This is a genomic window from Chitinophaga sp. CC14 (assembly GCF_048957795.1).
Lineage (GTDB): Bacteria > Bacteroidota > Bacteroidia > Chitinophagales > Chitinophagaceae > Chitinophaga > Chitinophaga ginsengisegetis.
Window position 1 is genome coordinate 2,027,207 of the sequence record NZ_JARBFY010000001.1, and the last position, 17,704, is coordinate 2,044,910.

The window sequence follows — 17,704 nt, forward strand, 5'->3', positions numbered from 1 at the left end:
TATTTCGCCTCGATTTTTAAGTTTACATACTTGTTGAAATAGTCCCTTGTAGTGCAGAGCCACCACTTTGACTTAGCATTCGCTTTAGTGTGTCCTGTAAAGCAGCTTTGAACGCTTCGTCTTTCGCAATTAAACGGTAAAGATCAAGCTCATTTTTCCTTTGTGCGGCAACTACCTCATCAAATATTTTCATGAAAGCAATATCTCGATTTTGACTATCAGTATTATCTGCATACTTGTCTTTAAAATCCGGATGGGCTCTCATACTTTGTGCAAGATTCACAAATTTTACTCTTTGTTCTTCAGGTGTGGCTTCCCAACCTTGAAACCATTTCTCATTAAAGCTTTTTATAATCAAGTCTAAAGGATCAGATTGTTCCGGATGACCATGAGCCCCACGAGGATTAGGATTTTGAGGTACTAGTTCTGATTCGCTTGCATCTAAGCCAATGGAAGCATTAAGTTTAACGCGTTCCAACCCATATGTAGATAAGTCTACTGCATTCAATAATTCATCCAAAGCATCTGCATTTGGATCTACAATTATCAACTTGGGTATCAAGAATTTCAAGAACCAAAAAAGTTTTTCCCACTTGATGACTTCATAGGGTAGAATGGATGCCATTTGGCTATAGATTTTGACAAACTGTTTAGCTTTGATTTTAAAATCAGCTTTTGCTTTATCATCCAAATCAAGTTGTACATTAAATCTTTCAGCAGCAATGTCCATTATAGGGCTAAGTAGTTGCGCGTCAACCTTTCTAAAATATTTCTCGATGAAATCTTCTACTTCCGCCCATTCATATACTCCAACATCATCCAAGTGGGCTTTGAGATCATGTAATACATTTACATCGGTCGCTTTATTTAAGGTAGTTGCGGTATAAAATGGATCAAAAGCTTTCTTGATGTCTTCCGTGGAGTTGAAAAAATCTAATACAAACAAGTCCTCCGTTTTTTTGCCCAATTTGTCAGCGGACCGATTCAGACGAGATAAGGCTTGTACCGCTAAAACACCTTGTAGCTTTTTATCAACATACATGGCAGTTAATTTGGGTTGATCAAATCCTGTAAGATATTTATTTGCAACTACTAATATTCTATAATCATCTCCATCAAATTTATCTTTGGTATCACCTTCCGGAAAACCGTTAATACTGGTTTCTGTATGTTCAATGCCATCCACTACTTTTTTACCTGAGAAAGCAATCGCTATTTTAAATGGATTACCTTTTTCGGCCAGCAATTGTTTGATTGCAAAGTAATAGCGAATAGCGGATTCTATACTTTGAGTAATTACCATCGTTTTCGCTTTACCCTTTAGTTTCTTGACGTTCACCACTTTGGAAATAAAATGATCCAGCATTATTTCCGCTTTGATAGCAATAGTTTGTTTGTGACGTTCTACATAAGCACGTAGTCTTTTCTGAGCTTTGGTGGTATCAAATAACGGATTCTCTTCTATTGATTTCTCTATCTCATAATAGCTTTTATAGGTAGTATAATTAGCTAGTACATCCAAAATAAAACCTTCCTCTATAGCTTGTTTCATGGAATAGAGGTGAAAAGGTTTATATTTTCCATCTTCTTGTTTTACTCCAAATTTTTCTAAAGTCGCGTTCTTGGGCGTAGCGGTAAAAGCAAGATAAGAAGCGTTCCCTTTCATTTTCTTGCTTTTCATTGATTCCAGAATTACGTCCTCAATATCAGTATACTCTTCTTCTTCCTTATTCCCCATAGCCCTGTTCATATTGCTGGAAGCTATTCCTCCCTGTGAACTATGGGCTTCATCGATAATTACTGCAAATCGTTTATCACTTAGATCAGCAATTCCGTCAACTATAAATGGAAATTTCTGAATGGTGGTGATGATAATTCTTTTACCGCTTTCTAAACCTTTCTTTAGTTCTGCAGAAGAATAAGCTGGTGCAAGAATATCTTTTACTTCAGAAAACTCCTTTATATTTTCGCGTAGTTGTTTATCCAACAACCGTCGGTCAGTTACAACAATTACAGAATCAAATAGCGGGCTACTGATCCCTTTACTACCAGGAGTATTTTCACTTTCCGGGTAGATTTCAATTAGCTGATAAGCCGCCCAAGTAATAGAATTAGACTTTCCTGAACCTGCGGAATGCTGAATCAAGTAATTCTGTCCTACCCCTTTATGGCTAGCATCAGCAATGAGCTTCCGCACTACATCGAGTTGATGGTAACGAGGAAAATATAGCGTCTTTTTTGTTAATGCATCTGAATCCTTTCCATCAAATCGCACAAAGTGCTGAATAATATTAATAAGACTCCTTCGGGTAAATACTTCTTCCCATAAGTAAGCGGATTTATGTCCGAGTGGATTTGGAGGATTTCCCTTTCCATAATTGTTACCAAGGTTGAAAGGCAAGAAGAATGTGTCTGCTCCATTCAGCTTGGTGGTCATATAAACTTCATCTGCATCTACCACAAAATGTACTATACACCGTCCAAATTGCAATAACGTTTGCTTTATATCCCGATTGTATTTGTATTGATGTTGACCATGAACCTTTGCCGTTTGGCCTGTCCAGTGATTTTTTAACTCCATCGTGGAAACAGGGATTCCATTTACGAAAATCACCATGTCTATTTCCTCTCTTTTATTTGTTAAGGAGTACCTTAGTTGACGGGTAACACTGAATTCATTTAGCAGAAAATTCTTTTTTACTGTATGACTGCTAGATGCTAACGGTAAAGCATATAATAAAATAAAATGTGCATCCTCTACTTCCAGACCTTTCTTCAAAACCCTTAATACACCATACTTTTTAATAATCCTATCAAGTCGCTCCAGAATTTTAAGCTTCCAGTCGCTATGTTTTTGTAGCTTGGCTAACTCCTCGCTTTGCGTTGTTTCCAGAAAATGCCAAAACCGGTATTCATCAATAGCATATTTAGCATTAAAGCTTATAGGATCTCCGGTATAAAAACCATTACTACCATCTACTAATGGTGGACGCTCAGATACTATATTGTGCAATCCTTGTTCCTTAAGTTCCTCCAGGGAAATTCCTGTTAAACATTTTTCTATTGCTGATTCTAGGGCTTGTTCATTCGTGGAGCTGGGCATACTAGGACACTTTTATTTTTCCGGTAACTGCGGAATTGATGAGGGTGGATTTGTATTCTTTTAGTTTTTCTATTTCTTTTTGTTTATAAGCAACAGCAATTTGAATTTTCGCCGTGGCATTTTCCACAAATTCCACAATTTCTCTTTGCTCATTTTCGGGAGGCAGAATTGTAAAAAGGCGTTTGAACTCATTCCAATACAGACGTTTTCTGAAATCCGTAATCCCTCTAGAAAATCGATCCATTTGCTGAATAAACAAATCTGTACGATATTGATATTCAAAAAAAATAGAATTAATGGTTGTTATGGGTTTTACAACTATATAAGCAGGACTTACCATTCCCATTGTGCTTACAGAACCTATTGCACCTTGCCATGCTCTCATCATATTAAAAGCAATATCATTTGGCTTAACAAGCTTATAGCTACTTTTATCCTCGATCCTAATTTTTCCTCTAATATTGTTCTCGTCATTTAACTCTTCTGATGATACAGCAGTGTGTATCGATATGCTCAAAATAGGTAACTTATCGTTTCCCTTCTCATTTCGTTGCTCAAATAGTGAATAATTGGTCACAATTTTCCAATGCTTCGGTATCATTCCAATCCACTCTACACCGCTATCTTTCATAGGAAGGGTTGGATCTAAACCATGTGTTACAGCTTTGTGAATAAGAATTTGCTTTCGTTCTTTCAATAATTCAATCAGTCTTGTTTTTTGGTTAATAGCCTTGTCAATCTTATGGATTTTACTATCAAGAAACTGTGCAATTGAAATTTGTTCTTTATATGGAGGAACTAGAAAGATTAGGTTCTTTAGTTCCTCGCTATTGACATGGGGAATACCCATGCCAATTGTTGACTGTCTTAATTGTTTTTCAATGACATTTAAATAATACTTAGAGTATCTTTCATGTATAGAATTAATTTTTATCACTGCCATTGTAGAGGAAAGGATTCCTTTTTTTCCTCTAATAAATTCTCCAGCGTTAGATCCATCCCATAATAACAGAATATCGTTCTCTTCAACAGAAACTAGTCCTTTAGAGTTATTTATATATTGTATTTTTTTGTAGTCTCCTCGAAGATACTCCATGGACAAATAAATATCTCCAGTTTCTTCGAGGGAGATTTCCTTTGGGTTTTTTCCCTTCTGATAGCTGACTATATACTTTAGCCTTACCAATTTCCAATGCAAAGGGATTTCGTTAAGCCATTTAACTCCTGAATCTCTGTATGTTAAATATTCTTCTAATTTTGTACTTTCCATCATGTCCTTAATTATGCCAAGTTTAAAATCTCACGAATTAAACCTTCACTTTCTTCTTCTAATTGAAGTATTTCAGCGCTTATCTCCTCGATACTGCGTAATTGCTTATGACGATAGAAATACTTATTAAAACTTATTTCATACCCGATCTTAGTAGCATCCAGGTTTATCCATGCTTCATCTATATGAGGTCTAACTTCGCGTGAAAAATATTCGTATATATTCTCTTTTAATAAAATATTTTCGGTGTCACGCAAATCACTTTCAGTTTCATATTGCAGATATTCTCCTTTTTTACTGGTGGCATAATATCCGTAATCAGATAATTGTGTTTCTTCACATCCCAAATGAATCAATAGATCTTTTAGATCATTGCCTGTGATTTTCGTATACGCTTTGATTACCTTTTCAGCCTCTGCATCATACCAGCTAACAGCATTTAGAATAGCATTTTTTTCTGATGCCGAAAGTTTTATCTTTCTTTCTTTTAATACTTCATCTACCTTTTTAGAGAACAAATTAAAGTCGTTATATTCATCGCTACCAATAACTTCTTGAAGTGTAGTGGCATGATTTAGAAGATCTAATAGTTTTTGCCAGGTAGCTTCACTGGTTAGTGCTTTACTTTGTTTAGCATTCAAATTGAGATCCTGCTTTTCACACCAATCCAGTATAGCTTTGGCATGTTTAGAGATATCACTATATACTTCGTCGCCAAACGTCTCGTAAGCCCATTGCATTGGTTCTCGCAATAATTTGTCAAAACGTAGCTCTGCAATACGCTCAGAGGTAAATTGTGCTTTTAGCCTTTTGGGTCTTTCTATGGTTACTTTATAGTATCCAAAATCCCTATTGTCAAATACTTGGCTGGCTATACCTTCTTCTCCCGTACGTTCAACAATGCTCATTTTGCTGTATACGCTCAATATTTCTTTAATGTGCTCTGGAGCAAATTCACAATTCTTATTTCCGAGGTTTTTACGAAGTTTGCGATAAAGCTGACTAGCATCGATCAATTGCACCTTGCCTTTACGGTTAATAGCTTTATTATTGGCTAATACCCATATATAAGTGGTAATCCCAGTATTATAGAATAAGTTATTGGGTAATTGTATGATACAATCAAGCCAATCGTTTTCTATGATATATCTGCGTATGTTACTTTCTCCACCACCTGCATCACCGGTGAATAAACTAGAACCATTGTGGACAGATGCAATTCGGCTGCCACTGGCGCTTTGACTCAGGGGTTTCATCTTGCTCACCATCTCCATTAAAAACAATAGTTGTCCGTCAGAAGAACGAGGGGTAGCATCTGACACTTCTTCATTACCCCAATAATCTTTGAGTTTAACCTGGAAGCGGGGATCTATAATGTCCTTACCATCTTTTATATTTTTCACTTCACTAGCCCAGGATTTGCCGTAAGGAGGGTTGGAAAGCATGTAATTGAAATATGTACCTGCAAATTCGTCTGTGGACAAGGTTGATCCATTTTTGATATTTTCTGGGTCGTTTCCTTTAATCATCATATCCGACTTGCAGATGGCATACGTCTCGTCATTAATCTCTTTACCGTATAAGATCACGTCACTTTTAGCTCTTATTTCGCCATCTTCATCCTTGATGAAGTTTTGAGATTCGGTAAGCATGCCACCAGAACCGCATGCAGGATCATATATGGTAATAACTGGTGGAAGTTGATCCTTAATAGGTTCAAAAACCACATGCGTCATTAAATCAATTACCTCACGAGGTGTAAAGTGTTCCCCTGCTTCTTCATTATTTTCTTCATTAAATCTCCTGATCAGCTCTTCAAATACGTATCCCATCCCGAGGTTGGATAAAGCTGGTAATTTTCTGCCTTCTGGATCTAGTTTTTCAAATGGAGTAAGGTTAATATTGGGAGATGTGAATTTCCCTAATACAGACAGTAACACATCTTTGCCTGCCATATGCCTAATTTGGCTACGCAACTTGAATTTTTCAATTATCTCTTTTACATTTGGGCTAAAGCCATTGAGATAATCTTCAAAATTTGCAAGTAAGATTTGTTGATTATTAGTAGCGGTATCATGAAGCTGTTGCAATGTCCACACACTCGTATTGTAAAATACGTAGCCGGATGCATGTTTTAAGCTATTTTCATCCCATTCGGTGAATTTTGCATCTTCCTTTTGGAAGGTTAGTTCTTTCATCACCTCATCTTTAGTAGGCTCCAATAAAGCATCTAATCTGCGAAGTACGACCATTGGCAAAATCACATCCCGGTATTTTCCTCGCACATATATATCGCGTAGGCAGTCATCTGCTATCGACCAAATGAAAGAGACAAGTTTATTATGTACGGAAGTATTCATTTATTTAATATATTTTACTAATTAAATTATTACGAAATCAATTTATTTTCACTTTGTCATGGACATTCCATTGACCCTCTGAGCCATATTCAATGAACATTCCCTTCTATGAATATTTTCTGGATAAGAATATGAGGTAATAATTCCAAAGACTTGTCTAACATAAATTTTAAGAAAAATAAGTAGGAACACAACGACGAGCGGTCAAATTAAGAAAAAAGAAGGAATTATGATATCGTGGAGTTTTGGGTAATTCCATATTTTTATATATAATGTTTTAAATATGGATATTATCATCTATATTCTATTTGGATTTTTGAGGTAAAGAAACTGCGCTTATCTATTTGGCAACAAGTAATTCACAAACTCCAACATTCAATATTTCTGAAATTTTAAATAGCGTTTCCACAGTAGGTTGGTTCCGATTTGTACACCATTTGGAAACAGCGGTTGTACTAACCCCCAACTGTCCGGCTAACCAAATATTAGTCTTTTCTTTCTCTAACAGCACAATTTTGATTCTATTATATCTTCTTTTTGGATCTGCCATGTTGCAACTAACAAAAAAAGACTTAAAGTATTAGCATTCAGTTATATAGCAATAACCTAAAGTTTATTTAATGATTTTAAGTTATTTTATGTAACTTGGATTATACTTTAAATAACTTAAATGTATTCTCTGAACAGCTCATAGGCTAATTAAAATATGATCAATTAAAGCGTATTTGCTTTATCTCGCTCCTGAAAACTACGACCTTTTGGAGATGGCGGGAAATAAGGTAAATCGCCCACGTTTTCCTTATATTTAAGGTCAAGACGTGGGCGTCCTTATTCGCCATCGGGGTGTCGTAGCCCTTCAGGAACGGTAAGGGCTAACCCACGTCTCTTTTGTTACACTCCCCCTGGTTAGTCCTTACAAGCAGTTTTCTTATTTCTCCAACACTTAACACACTGCTATGAATTGTAAGACTAACGACAACCTTTCCCCTTTAGGAAAAAATATAATAATCATCTCAGGTGATCTCACAGCATTTGAAAACTTTGTGGATACCTATCAGGAACGAGTATTTGCCGCTATTGCTCGCTTATCTGGACTAAGAACTACTTATCAAATTGAGAAAATTACGATCGGTGTTTTTGTTGAGCTGTGGCAACAAAAGGTTCAGCTAATCCAGGAAAGGAGTATAGGTATTCTTATTTACAAAACTTGTCTCCGTCATACACTTTTATATCTCAGGCAACACGGATTTGAAGAGCGAATCCAGCTATTAAGGGATATTCTTCCTTGTAAAGAACCATTTTCAGTATTAGAAAATCTGTAACCCCGTCAAACTTACTTAACATGATCCGGAGAGACTATCCCGAAACAGAATTATATGCCCAAAATCTTAGTAACGAAGAAATTGCTAATCCTTACCTGGTTATTTATGAGTTATTTGATTTCGACCATTTACCATATATCCGTGAACTACATTGGGAGTTTTTTAAAGCTGCTGTAACCGGTAGTTTTAATACTCATCTTAGCAAGAAGGAGAAGTGTACACTGGTTTTATATCATGAGAAAATTGGAAAGCTTGTAGAGGCGGCGCATATTATTAACAACCAGTATATGCAGCGTAGAAAGCTCCAGTTTGAGGATCGTACCGATCTTCAGCAGATATTAAATAGTAAAGAGAAGACACTCGAGCAAAAGATTATTGATCTCATTGTGAAGGTTGCTGAACCGGTAAGGCTATTCTTAGTAAGTACTAGTCTTGACGCTGGTAAAGAAATGGTGTTGCATGATTATCTGGTAGTATTACCTGCGGAATCCTTACCGTATGAAGAGATTAAAGCCCTGATTGAATCGGCTTGTGCTAAGTTGGGATCAGTCATTGTTTCATTCATAAAAGAAGCTGAGTTAATCAAGCTATTGGATGAAGGCCACATTTTCTACTCAATAATTTGCAGATCTACTAATCTTACTTATGAAAAGGAGACATCAGTATCGACCATGCCTGTTATAAAAAATCCCTTCGGTATTATTGAAAAGGCACGCTCACATTTCCATGATGAATTTAGGAAAGCTGAATCTTACTTGGGAGGTGCTAAATATTATATGCGTAATAGAGAAAATAATTTGGCGGCCCATTCTTTACACCAGGCAACTGAGCACACCTTGCGCGCTTTATTGATTTCCCTAACCTCTCATTATCCCTACGGACATAATTTATCCAGAATGTTACGATATAGTTTGCGACTTACAACAGAGCTTAATGAAATTTTTCCACAGAACACAGGTAAGGAGCAGGAATTATTGGTACTGCTGAATAAGGCGTATATCCACACTCGTTATAGAAATGATTATGTGATAAATGATAAGGATTTGAATATTTTATTGGATCGTGTTACTTTATTTCAATCGACTGCGCTTAAAGTACTCGAAGAAAGACTGAATAGCTTTTGTCTGTTGGCAGAAAATTCTTGAGCCACCTCTGATTTAATCCACATGTTCAATATATGGTTTCCTGAATGATACAATATTAACCCGAAATCAAATAAACGGCAATCATTTTTAAATATCGGCAATTAGTAGTCAATGATTTTTAAATGGAAATCAAATCGGCGCTTATGCAGATTGTCTCGTCCTTGTCTCATCCTTGCCCTGATTACGCTATTGTATATCAAGCCCAAAATCTATCTAATTCGAGCAATATTGGGAAAAATCTGTCCAAATCGATCAAATTTGAACAAAAGTGGAAAAGTAGCTCTACGCGTACTAGTATTTTTGTAGTGACAAACATTCAGCAAAAAAAATAAAAAATGAATGCTGTGGCTAAAATGGTAAATCGCATTACTGAAGAATTAATTTTTAAAGCTATCGTTTCTGTAGGTAGGTACTCGCTGTTAGGCATTATTGAGCATAACTCCACATAATGCAACACTGATGTGAAAGCATGTTATTGGGACTCAATAGTCTTGTTTAACGTAATACTCCAAGTCGTACTATGAATATGATTAGCCTAAATTAAGTTCATCGTTATGGATAATGGGAATATCTCTGAAGTATCAACAAACGTCACCACATCTCATACATCGCCAGAGTCTTCCTCTACTGTGGATACTCATAACATGATGTTAGTAGACTTGAGGCATAAACAAGATTCTCAAATTATGGAATCACTTCGCGTATTTGCGAGGATTCTGTTATCAGTGCAAATGCCAGAAGCTAATAATACGAAAATTGTCAATTTACCCCTAACGCCTAAAAAACGAGCTGCATGAGTAGTTTAAATGTTTTTGCCCAATTTAGTAACTATTCAAAGAAAAAGGCGCCCCTAATAACCGACCAGGCTGCAATTGTTTATACACGTGTATCCAGCAAAGAACAGGCAAATCATAATCTAAGCCTTGATGTTCAACGGAAAGCTATCGAAGATTATGCACAACGGAGTAATCTTGCTATTATAGGTTATTTTGGCGGCACCTACGAAAGTGCTAAAACTGATGGCCGTAAGGAGTTTATGAGAATGTTGGAATTTATTAAAAAGCATAAAGGAAAAGTAAGTCATGTGCTGGTTTATACCCTCGATCGCTTTTCCAGGACTGGTGGCGCGGCTATAAAACTGGCGGAAGAGTTAAGGGATAAATATGGTGTCACTGTATTTGCTGTTACCCAACCGGCGGATACTTCTAATCCGAGTGGAGTATTACAGCAGAGTATTCACTTTATATTCAGCCAATACGACAATCAGCTACGTAAACAGCGGGCAATGGCTGGCATGAAGGAGAAGTTTGATAAAGGTATTTGGGTCAGTAAGCCCCCGCAAGGGTATGATATCGTGAGAACCAACGGACAACGGAAGATTGTTGTGAATGAAGTGGGGAAGAAGTTAAGAAAGGCTTTTATCTGGAAATCCGAAGGGATGAAAAATGAGGAAATCATTTTGAAACTAAAGGCCATGGGTGTTAAGATGTATAAACAACAACTTACCAAAATTTTTAAGAGGCCCTTTTATTGTGGTATTATCAATCATGGATTGTTAGAAGGGAAAATAGTAGAAGGTGAGCATGAAAGGATGATTAGCCCGGAAATCTTTTTAAAGGTGAATAACATTCATACGGGTTCTGTTGGTTATGGTGTACCACACAAGAAAGAAGATAGTGCGCTACCGCTAAAGGTGTTTATCAAATGTGATACCTGCCATCAGCCATTTACAGGGTATGTTGTAAAAGCCAAAGGGCTATGGTATTATAAATGCCGGACAGATGGTTGTAAGTGCAATAAAAGTGCGAAACGAATGCATGAACTGTTTGAGGAGCTATTGGACCGGTATTGTGTGCAGGAGGAGCTAATAGAGCCATTAAAATCAGTGCTTATCGCTGAATACAACGAAATGAATAAGGGTAACCTGGAACAACAAGGTATTCTGGCTAACCAATTAAGGGAAATAAATAAAAAGATAGATGGCCTGGAGGAAAGTCGTTTTGTGCTAAAGGAGATGAGCCAGGAAACTTTTGATAAATTTTATCCTCGTTATATTAAGGAGCGTGAAAATATAGCTGCGCAACTGGACAAATGTAAGCTGGGCATTTCGAACCCGGAAGAAGCTATTAAATATGCACTGTCACTTTCTTCTAAACTGCCTATGGTGTGGCATTCCGGCGATGCTGGTATAAAAGAGAAGTTACAAAAACTAATATTTCCTGAAGGAATCGTCTATGATCGCAGAAATGAGGTATTTCGAACCGGAAAAGTAAATGAAGTATTCGCGCTAATCGCCCACCTGTCGGGCAATACCCCAGAAAATGAAAAGGGGACAAATCATACTTCTGATGATTTGTCCCCTTTTGCGGACCGGACGGGACTCGAACCCGCGACCTCCGCCGTGACAGGGCGGCATTCTAACCAACTGAACTACCGATCCTTCCTACAGGCAAGCTTTTCAGCCATTCTGTATTCCCCATTTGGGGCTGCAAATATATAAATAATAAATTCATTTCTCCAAATTTTTATACTCCAGTAGTGCCAGCCGTCCGTAATGATCGGATATCCGGGTGGTTTCCGGTAAGCGGTATTGTGTACAAAGTTTCAGTACAATGTCGGTGGCAGTGGCCAGTGATATTTTATGTCCTGTGGAAACAAATACCGGGTTGGTAGCGGTTTGTGTTCGCAGGGCGTTGCCGATATGTTCACTGCCTTCTATTAGTGGTGCAACGCTGCCTCTTTCTTCCCCGAGGTGATGATATTCGCCGCATAGCCGTGTTTTGCCGCAGCCGATTACGGGTTTGTTAACCGTTACACCAAAGTGGCAGGCCATTCCAAAACGGCGCTGATGGGCGAGTCCCTGGCCATCGCAAACGACGAGGTCGGGGAGCAGCGGGAGTTTTTCCCAGGCTTTCAGGAGGGGAGGCATCTCCCGGAAGGAGAATAGTCCGGGGATATAGGGAAAGGTAACTTCCATACAATGGGTGGCTACGGCCACTACCTGCAGGGTGGTATAATCCAGCAGTACAATGCTGCCTGCAATCAGGTTGGAATCTTTATCGTATTCCACATCGGTGCCGGCAATAATTTTAATGGTATCCGGCAATTCATCTGTGGTGATTACCTGCCGGCGTAATTCTTCCTGTATGGCGATAGCTGCATCTTCGGTGAGCATAGGTAACTTTTAAAACAGGTAGAAAGATACCGTTTTTGAGGTAAGATGTACGCTTATAAATATTCTTTCCCGTTTGAAAAAGTAAATTTATATTTGATTGACGCCAATCAGTCCACATTAAATTATCAATCAAAATACAGTAACAATTTAATTTTCAGTTCACGATGAAAAGTACAGGAGCAATGTCACGTCTTCCTGTAAGGTCTTGCTAAATCGATTTTTAAAAAGAAAAGAAGCCTGGAATTCCTAACGTTAATATCCACGTAATATTAGACAATTACTTTTGTAGGGACTGTTATATTCAACTTATGTCTGCGCTTAAGAAAATATCTTTCCATCATACATCCGGAAGTTCCGGCCAGGCTGAATTTGAGGCGGCTGTAGCGGCCTATTGGGATAAGTTACTCGGCATCGCCGTGGCGAAAACCAATCCGCACGACGCCTTTGATATTGTGCAGGATGTACTGCTTTCACTATGGGTGAAATGGGAAGATGTGCCCAAAGATGAAACGCTGGAGTTTTACCTGCTCCATGCCCTGAAACTGCGCATCTTTAAGTACTATCGCACTAATGGCCGTTACCAGGCACACCTGAAAAAACTGGAAGTATTATTAAACGATACACTGGAATCACCGGATGCAATAAACTCCGATGAACTGCACGGACTGAAAGAAACCATTATCTCTGAAGCGCTGGAAATCCTCTCTCCCAGTCAGCGCCAGCTATTTATCCTTCGCGTAAACCATCACTATTCTTACCAGAAAATTGCGCAGCAACTAGGTATAGATGCAGGATCCGCGCGCGTTTTATATAGCCGTGCCCTTAAACAGGTAAAGGCACATATTAAAGCAAATCCGGCTTTGTCTGCCAGCCTTATCTCCTCTTTTTTGTTGTTTACAATTCCTTAACCTTAGAGAGAGTTAACATTTTTTGTGTTGCGGGTATTCATTAACAGATGGCAACACAAAAATATCCGAGGGCTGAAGCCCTGTTGAAAAAGTTTCATGAAGGAAAATGTACGCGGGAAGAACTGGCGCTACTGGACAACTGGTATGACGGTTTAAACAGCGAAGCAGATTTGTCTGCCCTGGAATCAAACCTTTACCGGCAGCAGTTCCTGGCTAATTTTCACAGCATGCTCCCGGCAGCTCCGGTAGCCTGGTGGAAGAAACGTCCCATTCAATGGGCCGCTGCAGCCAGCATATTATTGCTGGCCGGCGCAGGATTTATGTGGCAGCGTTATTCACAACAACCGCCCGCCCGCCTGGCTTATAACAAATCATTCCAGGTTACCAATGAAACCAGCGATATTAAACTGGTAGTACTGCCGGATAGCTCCCGTATCTGGCTGAATACCGCGGCCTCCCTTAAATGGAAGGAAGACTATAATAAGCAAAGCCGCAACGTACAACTCACCGGGGAAGGCTTTTTTGAAGTACAAGGCAACCGGAACAAACCATTCGTGATCCACACCAGGGATCTCGCTATCCAGGTACTGGGTACGCAGTTTAACGTGGAAGCCTATGCCGGCGAAGGATTAACCCGTGTATCACTGGTACAGGGTAAAGTAAAAGTATGCTCGGGAAAAGACAGTACCCTACTAAAGCCCGGCTACGCCGCCGCCTATAATAATGAAGATAAAGCACTGAATATTTCCGCTACAGAAGCCGGCAAAGTAGCCGCCTGGAAAGAAGGCGCCTTCAGCGCTACTGATCTGCCATTCAAAGATGCCGTTATGCGATTGTGCACACGCAACGGTTATCAGGTGAAATGGGAGAACACACAAGGCATCGAAAAGAATGTATCTGTACTCTTCAAAAAAGACAGCTTCGTAAAAATGCTGGGAAATCTATGTTACATCAGCCGTAAACAATTCCGTATTTCCGACAAACAGGTGATCATCTATTAAATAACACGTGAACGCTCCTGAAAATTTCAACACATGAAAATGACATTTACTTCCGCTGATCAGCATACCCGCAGCAGCGGGCGGGCTGTATCCCGCATCAAACGATTCCTGCTAATGGGATGTGCCCTGTTGCCAGCTACCTTCGGATACGCCAGGCAAAACGGGTTGAGCGAAAAAGTGAAACTGGATATTTCCCGTGCCTCCCTCTCCCAGGTGCTGAGCGCACTGGGACACCAGAGCAGCTTTACATTTAACTATGTAAAACAGGACTTCGACAAAATTATTGTCAGGGATTTCAAACCGGATAATATTACGCTGAACGAAGCCCTTAACATGCTCCGTAGTAAATCAGGTATTGAGTACAGTGTGAGCGACAAAGCCATCCTGCTCCGGAAAGCAGAGAAAGATCCGGAAGTACAAACTACCCAGGCAGTTGCCCGCAAAATCACTGGTCGTGTTACCACTGAAAATAAAGAACCGATTCCCGGCGTATCTGTTTGGGTAAAAGGCACTAAAACAAGAACCGTTACAGATGCCGATGGCAAATTTGAAATCACCCTGGAAAGTGATAAAGCCATACTCAGCTTCAGCTATGTAGGTTACGAAACAGTGGAAATGCCTGCCGGTAGCTCAGATACGGTGAACCTTACACTGAAAACCAGCAACAACGCACTGAATGAAGTGGTGGTACTTGGTTACGGCACTGCAAAAAAAGGTGACCTCTCCGCTGCCGTAGCAGTAGTACCAGACATGAAGCAGATCAAGGAACGCCCGGTACTGGATGTGGCCAATATGTTACAAGGTAAAGTACCCGGTATCACGGTGGTAAGCAATGGTGGCCATACCAGCAATGCCAACAGTGTAGTAATCCGTGGCGTAGGTTCCCTGAATGATAATGTACTGTATGTGGTAGATGGTGTACCTGGTGCGCCTTATAACCCTGCTGATGTGGAATCCATCACAGTATTGAAAGATGCTGCTTCTGCGGCTATTTACGGTGCTTTCTCAGGTTCGGCAGGGGTTATCCTCATCACTACCCGCCAGGCTGCAAAAGGACTACCCAGCGTACAGTATACCGGCTTTGTAGGCGCCAAGCAACCCTGGCGCACCTTGCAGTCACTCACTGCAGAACAGCAGGGTAAAGTATCCGACCTCGCGCAAACCAATGCAGGACTGACTCCGCTGGAAGGATGGAATCCTGCGAAAAACCCGGATGGCCTGGTAACGCGCACCAACTGGATGGATGAAATTTTCCGCACCGGTTTGATACAACGTCACAATATCAGCGTAAACGCCGGAACAGATAAATTTTCCACCCTCTTCCAGGCACGTTATGAGAAAGAAGAAGGTACGCTGATCAATACCTATAATAAAAATATTTCCCTGAGATTTAATGCAAATTACCAGTTTAGTAAGAACGTTAAACTGCGCCAGGATCTCTTCTGGAATAACAATGATAACAGGGATGCAGAAACCGCCAGCGGTTACAGCGGCGTTATCCTTTCTGCCCTGTACATGCCGCGTTCCGCTACCCCGTACTACAGCGATGGTACCTTTGGTGGCGTAGGTCCAAGAGGTTCCCAGTATAACGGGATCTACGGAGACGTGATCAACCCGGTAGCCACCCTGCTGAGAAACCAACCCTATAACAAACGGAATGACCTGCAGTCGGCAACGGAGTTAACGGTGTCTGATATTATCCCTGGTCTTACTTACCTGTCCCGTTTTTCTTACCGTCAGCAAAATGCACTGTGGAAAAACTTTGAGCCAAGAAGAACAGAGCCCGGAAAACCAAATGATCAGAATACTTTAACCTATTCTACAGATAAAGGATACAAGTGGATCTGGGAAAATACCCTTAATTACAATAAGATCATCAACCGGCATAACATTGGTGTGATGGCATCTATGACAGGGCAGGAAGAATCCAACCGCAATTTTTCTGCCGCTGCCAAAGGATTTGAAAACGAATCCGACTGGGCGCAGTTCTTTACCAATGCCACCATCTTTGATCAGAATCAACCAGCTGACGATGAATGGAAAGACAGAACAGTTTCCTATGTAGGAAGATTATCCTATAGCTGGGCAGACCGTTACTTTGTAACCGCCAGTTACCGTAATGATGTTGCCGGCAGGTTAGCGGAAGGTTATCGCTCCAAAGGTTTTCCGGGTGTAACTGCCGCATGGAAAATCAGCTCAGAGTCGTTCATGGATAATGTAAAATGGATGGATCTGCTCAAAATCAGGGGAAGCTGGGGAAGGATTGGTAACCTGGGTTCCATCGGACATTATTATGGTTATGCTAAACTCGCTCCGGATTATACTTTCCAGGTGGGCGACGGTGCGCCAAGATCCAACTCGCTCGCTAATGGAAGTGCGTTTAACCGGTCCCTGTCCTGGGAAACTTCCCAGCAGTCAGATATCGGTATCGACATCAGCGTCCTGAAACAACGACTGAATATCACCGCCGATTATTTTGATAAACTTACCTATGACCTGATCCAGCTGCAATCCAACTGGCCCAATACTTTCGGTATAGGCGCACCGTATATTAATAAAGGAGAAATCAGCAATAAAGGTTTTGAAGTAGCTGTAACCTGGAACGATCATATCGGTATGGTAGGATATAACCTGGGGGCTAATATCGCTACATTAAAGAACAGGGTGAAATCCATAGATGAAGATCCGGCTGCTACATGGGTACACACTGATGCCTTCAGAGGAGTGCTCACCCCTTTCCGCTCTAAAGTAGGAGAACCATTTTATTCTTACTGGTTGATAAAAACGGCCGGTATCTTCCAATCAGATGATGAAGCAAAAGCTTATCAGAAAGATGGTAAAATGATTCAGCCTAATGCAAAAGCCGGCGACCTGAAATTTGTGGATCAGAATGGAGATGGCGCTATCAACGACGGTGACCGCGTATACATGGGCAACGCATTTCCAAAACTCACTTACGGATTCACCGCCAGCTTCACCTGGAAAAATTTTGATCTGAGCCTGTTTATGCAGGGAGTAGGCGGCGTAAAGCTGTTCAATGCTTTCAAGATGACTACCTTAAGCGGCTCCGAACAGGGATACAACCGTTGGGATAAAATCCTCGATGCCTGGTCCCCTGAAAATAAAGGATCCAACATCCCCCGTATCTCAGCAAATGATCCCAACAAAAATTTCCAGACCAACTCCGACTGGTATCTTGAAAATGGTAACTACCTGAGATTAAAGAACCTGCTGATCGGCTACACCTTTAAGAAAATGAGCTGGAACCAGGGCCTTCGCGTATACTTCAGCGGCGATAACCTGCTCACCTTTACCAAATACACCGGTATGGACCCGGAAGTAGGTGGTGTTGGTCTTGATGGCGGCCAGTTCCCGGTATCACGCGTGTTTTCCCTGGGTGCAAATATTAAATTCTGATCA

10 protein-coding genes, 1 tRNA gene and 1 pseudogene are annotated in these 17,704 nt (G+C 40.2%); 6 read left to right on the forward strand and 6 right to left on the reverse strand.

Annotation, left to right across the window (positions count from 1 at the left end):
* Nucleotides 1-22 precede the first annotated feature (22 nt).
* The 4 genes from PV783_RS08340 to PV783_RS08355 all read right to left on the reverse strand — a co-directional run bounded on the left by PV783_RS08340 (nucleotide 23) and on the right by PV783_RS08355 (nucleotide 7,283).
* Nucleotides 23-3,103 carry a type I restriction endonuclease subunit R gene (locus PV783_RS08340; RefSeq protein WP_420987684.1) on the reverse strand — a complete coding sequence of 1,027 codons (3,081 nt, stop codon included), beginning with the start codon at nucleotides 3,101-3,103 and terminating at the stop codon, nucleotides 23-25.
* A 1-nt stretch (nucleotide 3,104) separates the two neighbouring features.
* Complete coding sequence (locus PV783_RS08345; protein WP_420987685.1) at nucleotides 3,105-4,376, reverse strand: restriction endonuclease subunit S; 1,272 nt, start codon at nucleotides 4,374-4,376, stop codon at nucleotides 3,105-3,107.
* Between the two features lie 8 nt (nucleotides 4,377-4,384).
* Entirely contained in the window at nucleotides 4,385-6,733 is a 2,349-nt protein-coding gene (locus tag PV783_RS08350; RefSeq protein ID WP_420987686.1) for a type I restriction-modification system subunit M, read from the reverse strand.
* Between the two features lie 340 nt (nucleotides 6,734-7,073).
* A complete protein-coding gene (locus PV783_RS08355) occupies nucleotides 7,074-7,283 on the reverse strand; it encodes a helix-turn-helix transcriptional regulator (RefSeq protein WP_420987687.1) in 210 nt (69 codons plus the stop codon).
* Nucleotides 7,284-7,689: 406 nt separating this feature from the next.
* Here PV783_RS08355 and PV783_RS08360 point away from each other — a divergent pair, with 406 nt between their 5' ends.
* From PV783_RS08360 to PV783_RS08370, 3 genes and pseudogenes are all read left to right on the forward strand, one after another.
* Nucleotides 7,690-8,055, forward strand: a complete 366-nt coding sequence (locus PV783_RS08360; RefSeq protein ID WP_420987688.1) for a hypothetical protein — start codon at nucleotides 7,690-7,692, stop codon at nucleotides 8,053-8,055.
* Between the two features lie 20 nt (nucleotides 8,056-8,075).
* Complete coding sequence (locus tag PV783_RS08365; protein ID WP_420987689.1) at nucleotides 8,076-9,200, forward strand: HEPN domain-containing protein; 1,125 nt, start codon at nucleotides 8,076-8,078, stop codon at nucleotides 9,198-9,200.
* Between the two features lie 793 nt (nucleotides 9,201-9,993).
* Nucleotides 9,994-10,818, forward strand: a pseudogene (locus tag PV783_RS08370) (recombinase family protein); the annotation flags it as partial.
* A gap of 748 nt (nucleotides 10,819-11,566) precedes the next feature.
* Here the strand turns inward: PV783_RS08370 and PV783_RS08375 are convergent.
* Nucleotides 11,567-11,640 (reverse strand) — tRNA-Asp (locus PV783_RS08375).
* Between the two features lie 69 nt (nucleotides 11,641-11,709).
* Nucleotides 11,710-12,375: a deoxyribonuclease V gene (gene nfi, locus PV783_RS08380; RefSeq protein WP_420987690.1), complete on the reverse strand. Its 666-nt coding sequence runs from the start codon at nucleotides 12,373-12,375 to the stop codon at nucleotides 11,710-11,712.
* A 308-nt stretch (nucleotides 12,376-12,683) separates the two neighbouring features.
* On the opposite strand from nfi, the gene PV783_RS08385 reads away from it, so the two are divergent.
* Genes PV783_RS08385 through PV783_RS08395 form a run of 3 tightly spaced genes read left to right on the forward strand, consistent with a single transcriptional unit; the run spans nucleotide 12,684 to nucleotide 17,701 of the window.
* Nucleotides 12,684-13,283: an RNA polymerase sigma factor gene (locus PV783_RS08385; RefSeq protein WP_079469196.1), complete on the forward strand. Its 600-nt coding sequence runs from the start codon at nucleotides 12,684-12,686 to the stop codon at nucleotides 13,281-13,283.
* A gap of 47 nt (nucleotides 13,284-13,330) precedes the next feature.
* Nucleotides 13,331-14,284 (forward strand): FecR family protein, encoded by a 954-nt coding sequence (locus PV783_RS08390; protein WP_420987691.1) that lies wholly within the window; start codon nucleotides 13,331-13,333, stop codon nucleotides 14,282-14,284.
* A 33-nt stretch (nucleotides 14,285-14,317) separates the two neighbouring features.
* Entirely contained in the window at nucleotides 14,318-17,701 is a 3,384-nt protein-coding gene (locus PV783_RS08395) for a SusC/RagA family TonB-linked outer membrane protein (RefSeq protein WP_420987692.1), read from the forward strand.
* Nucleotides 17,702-17,704 lie beyond the last annotated feature (3 nt).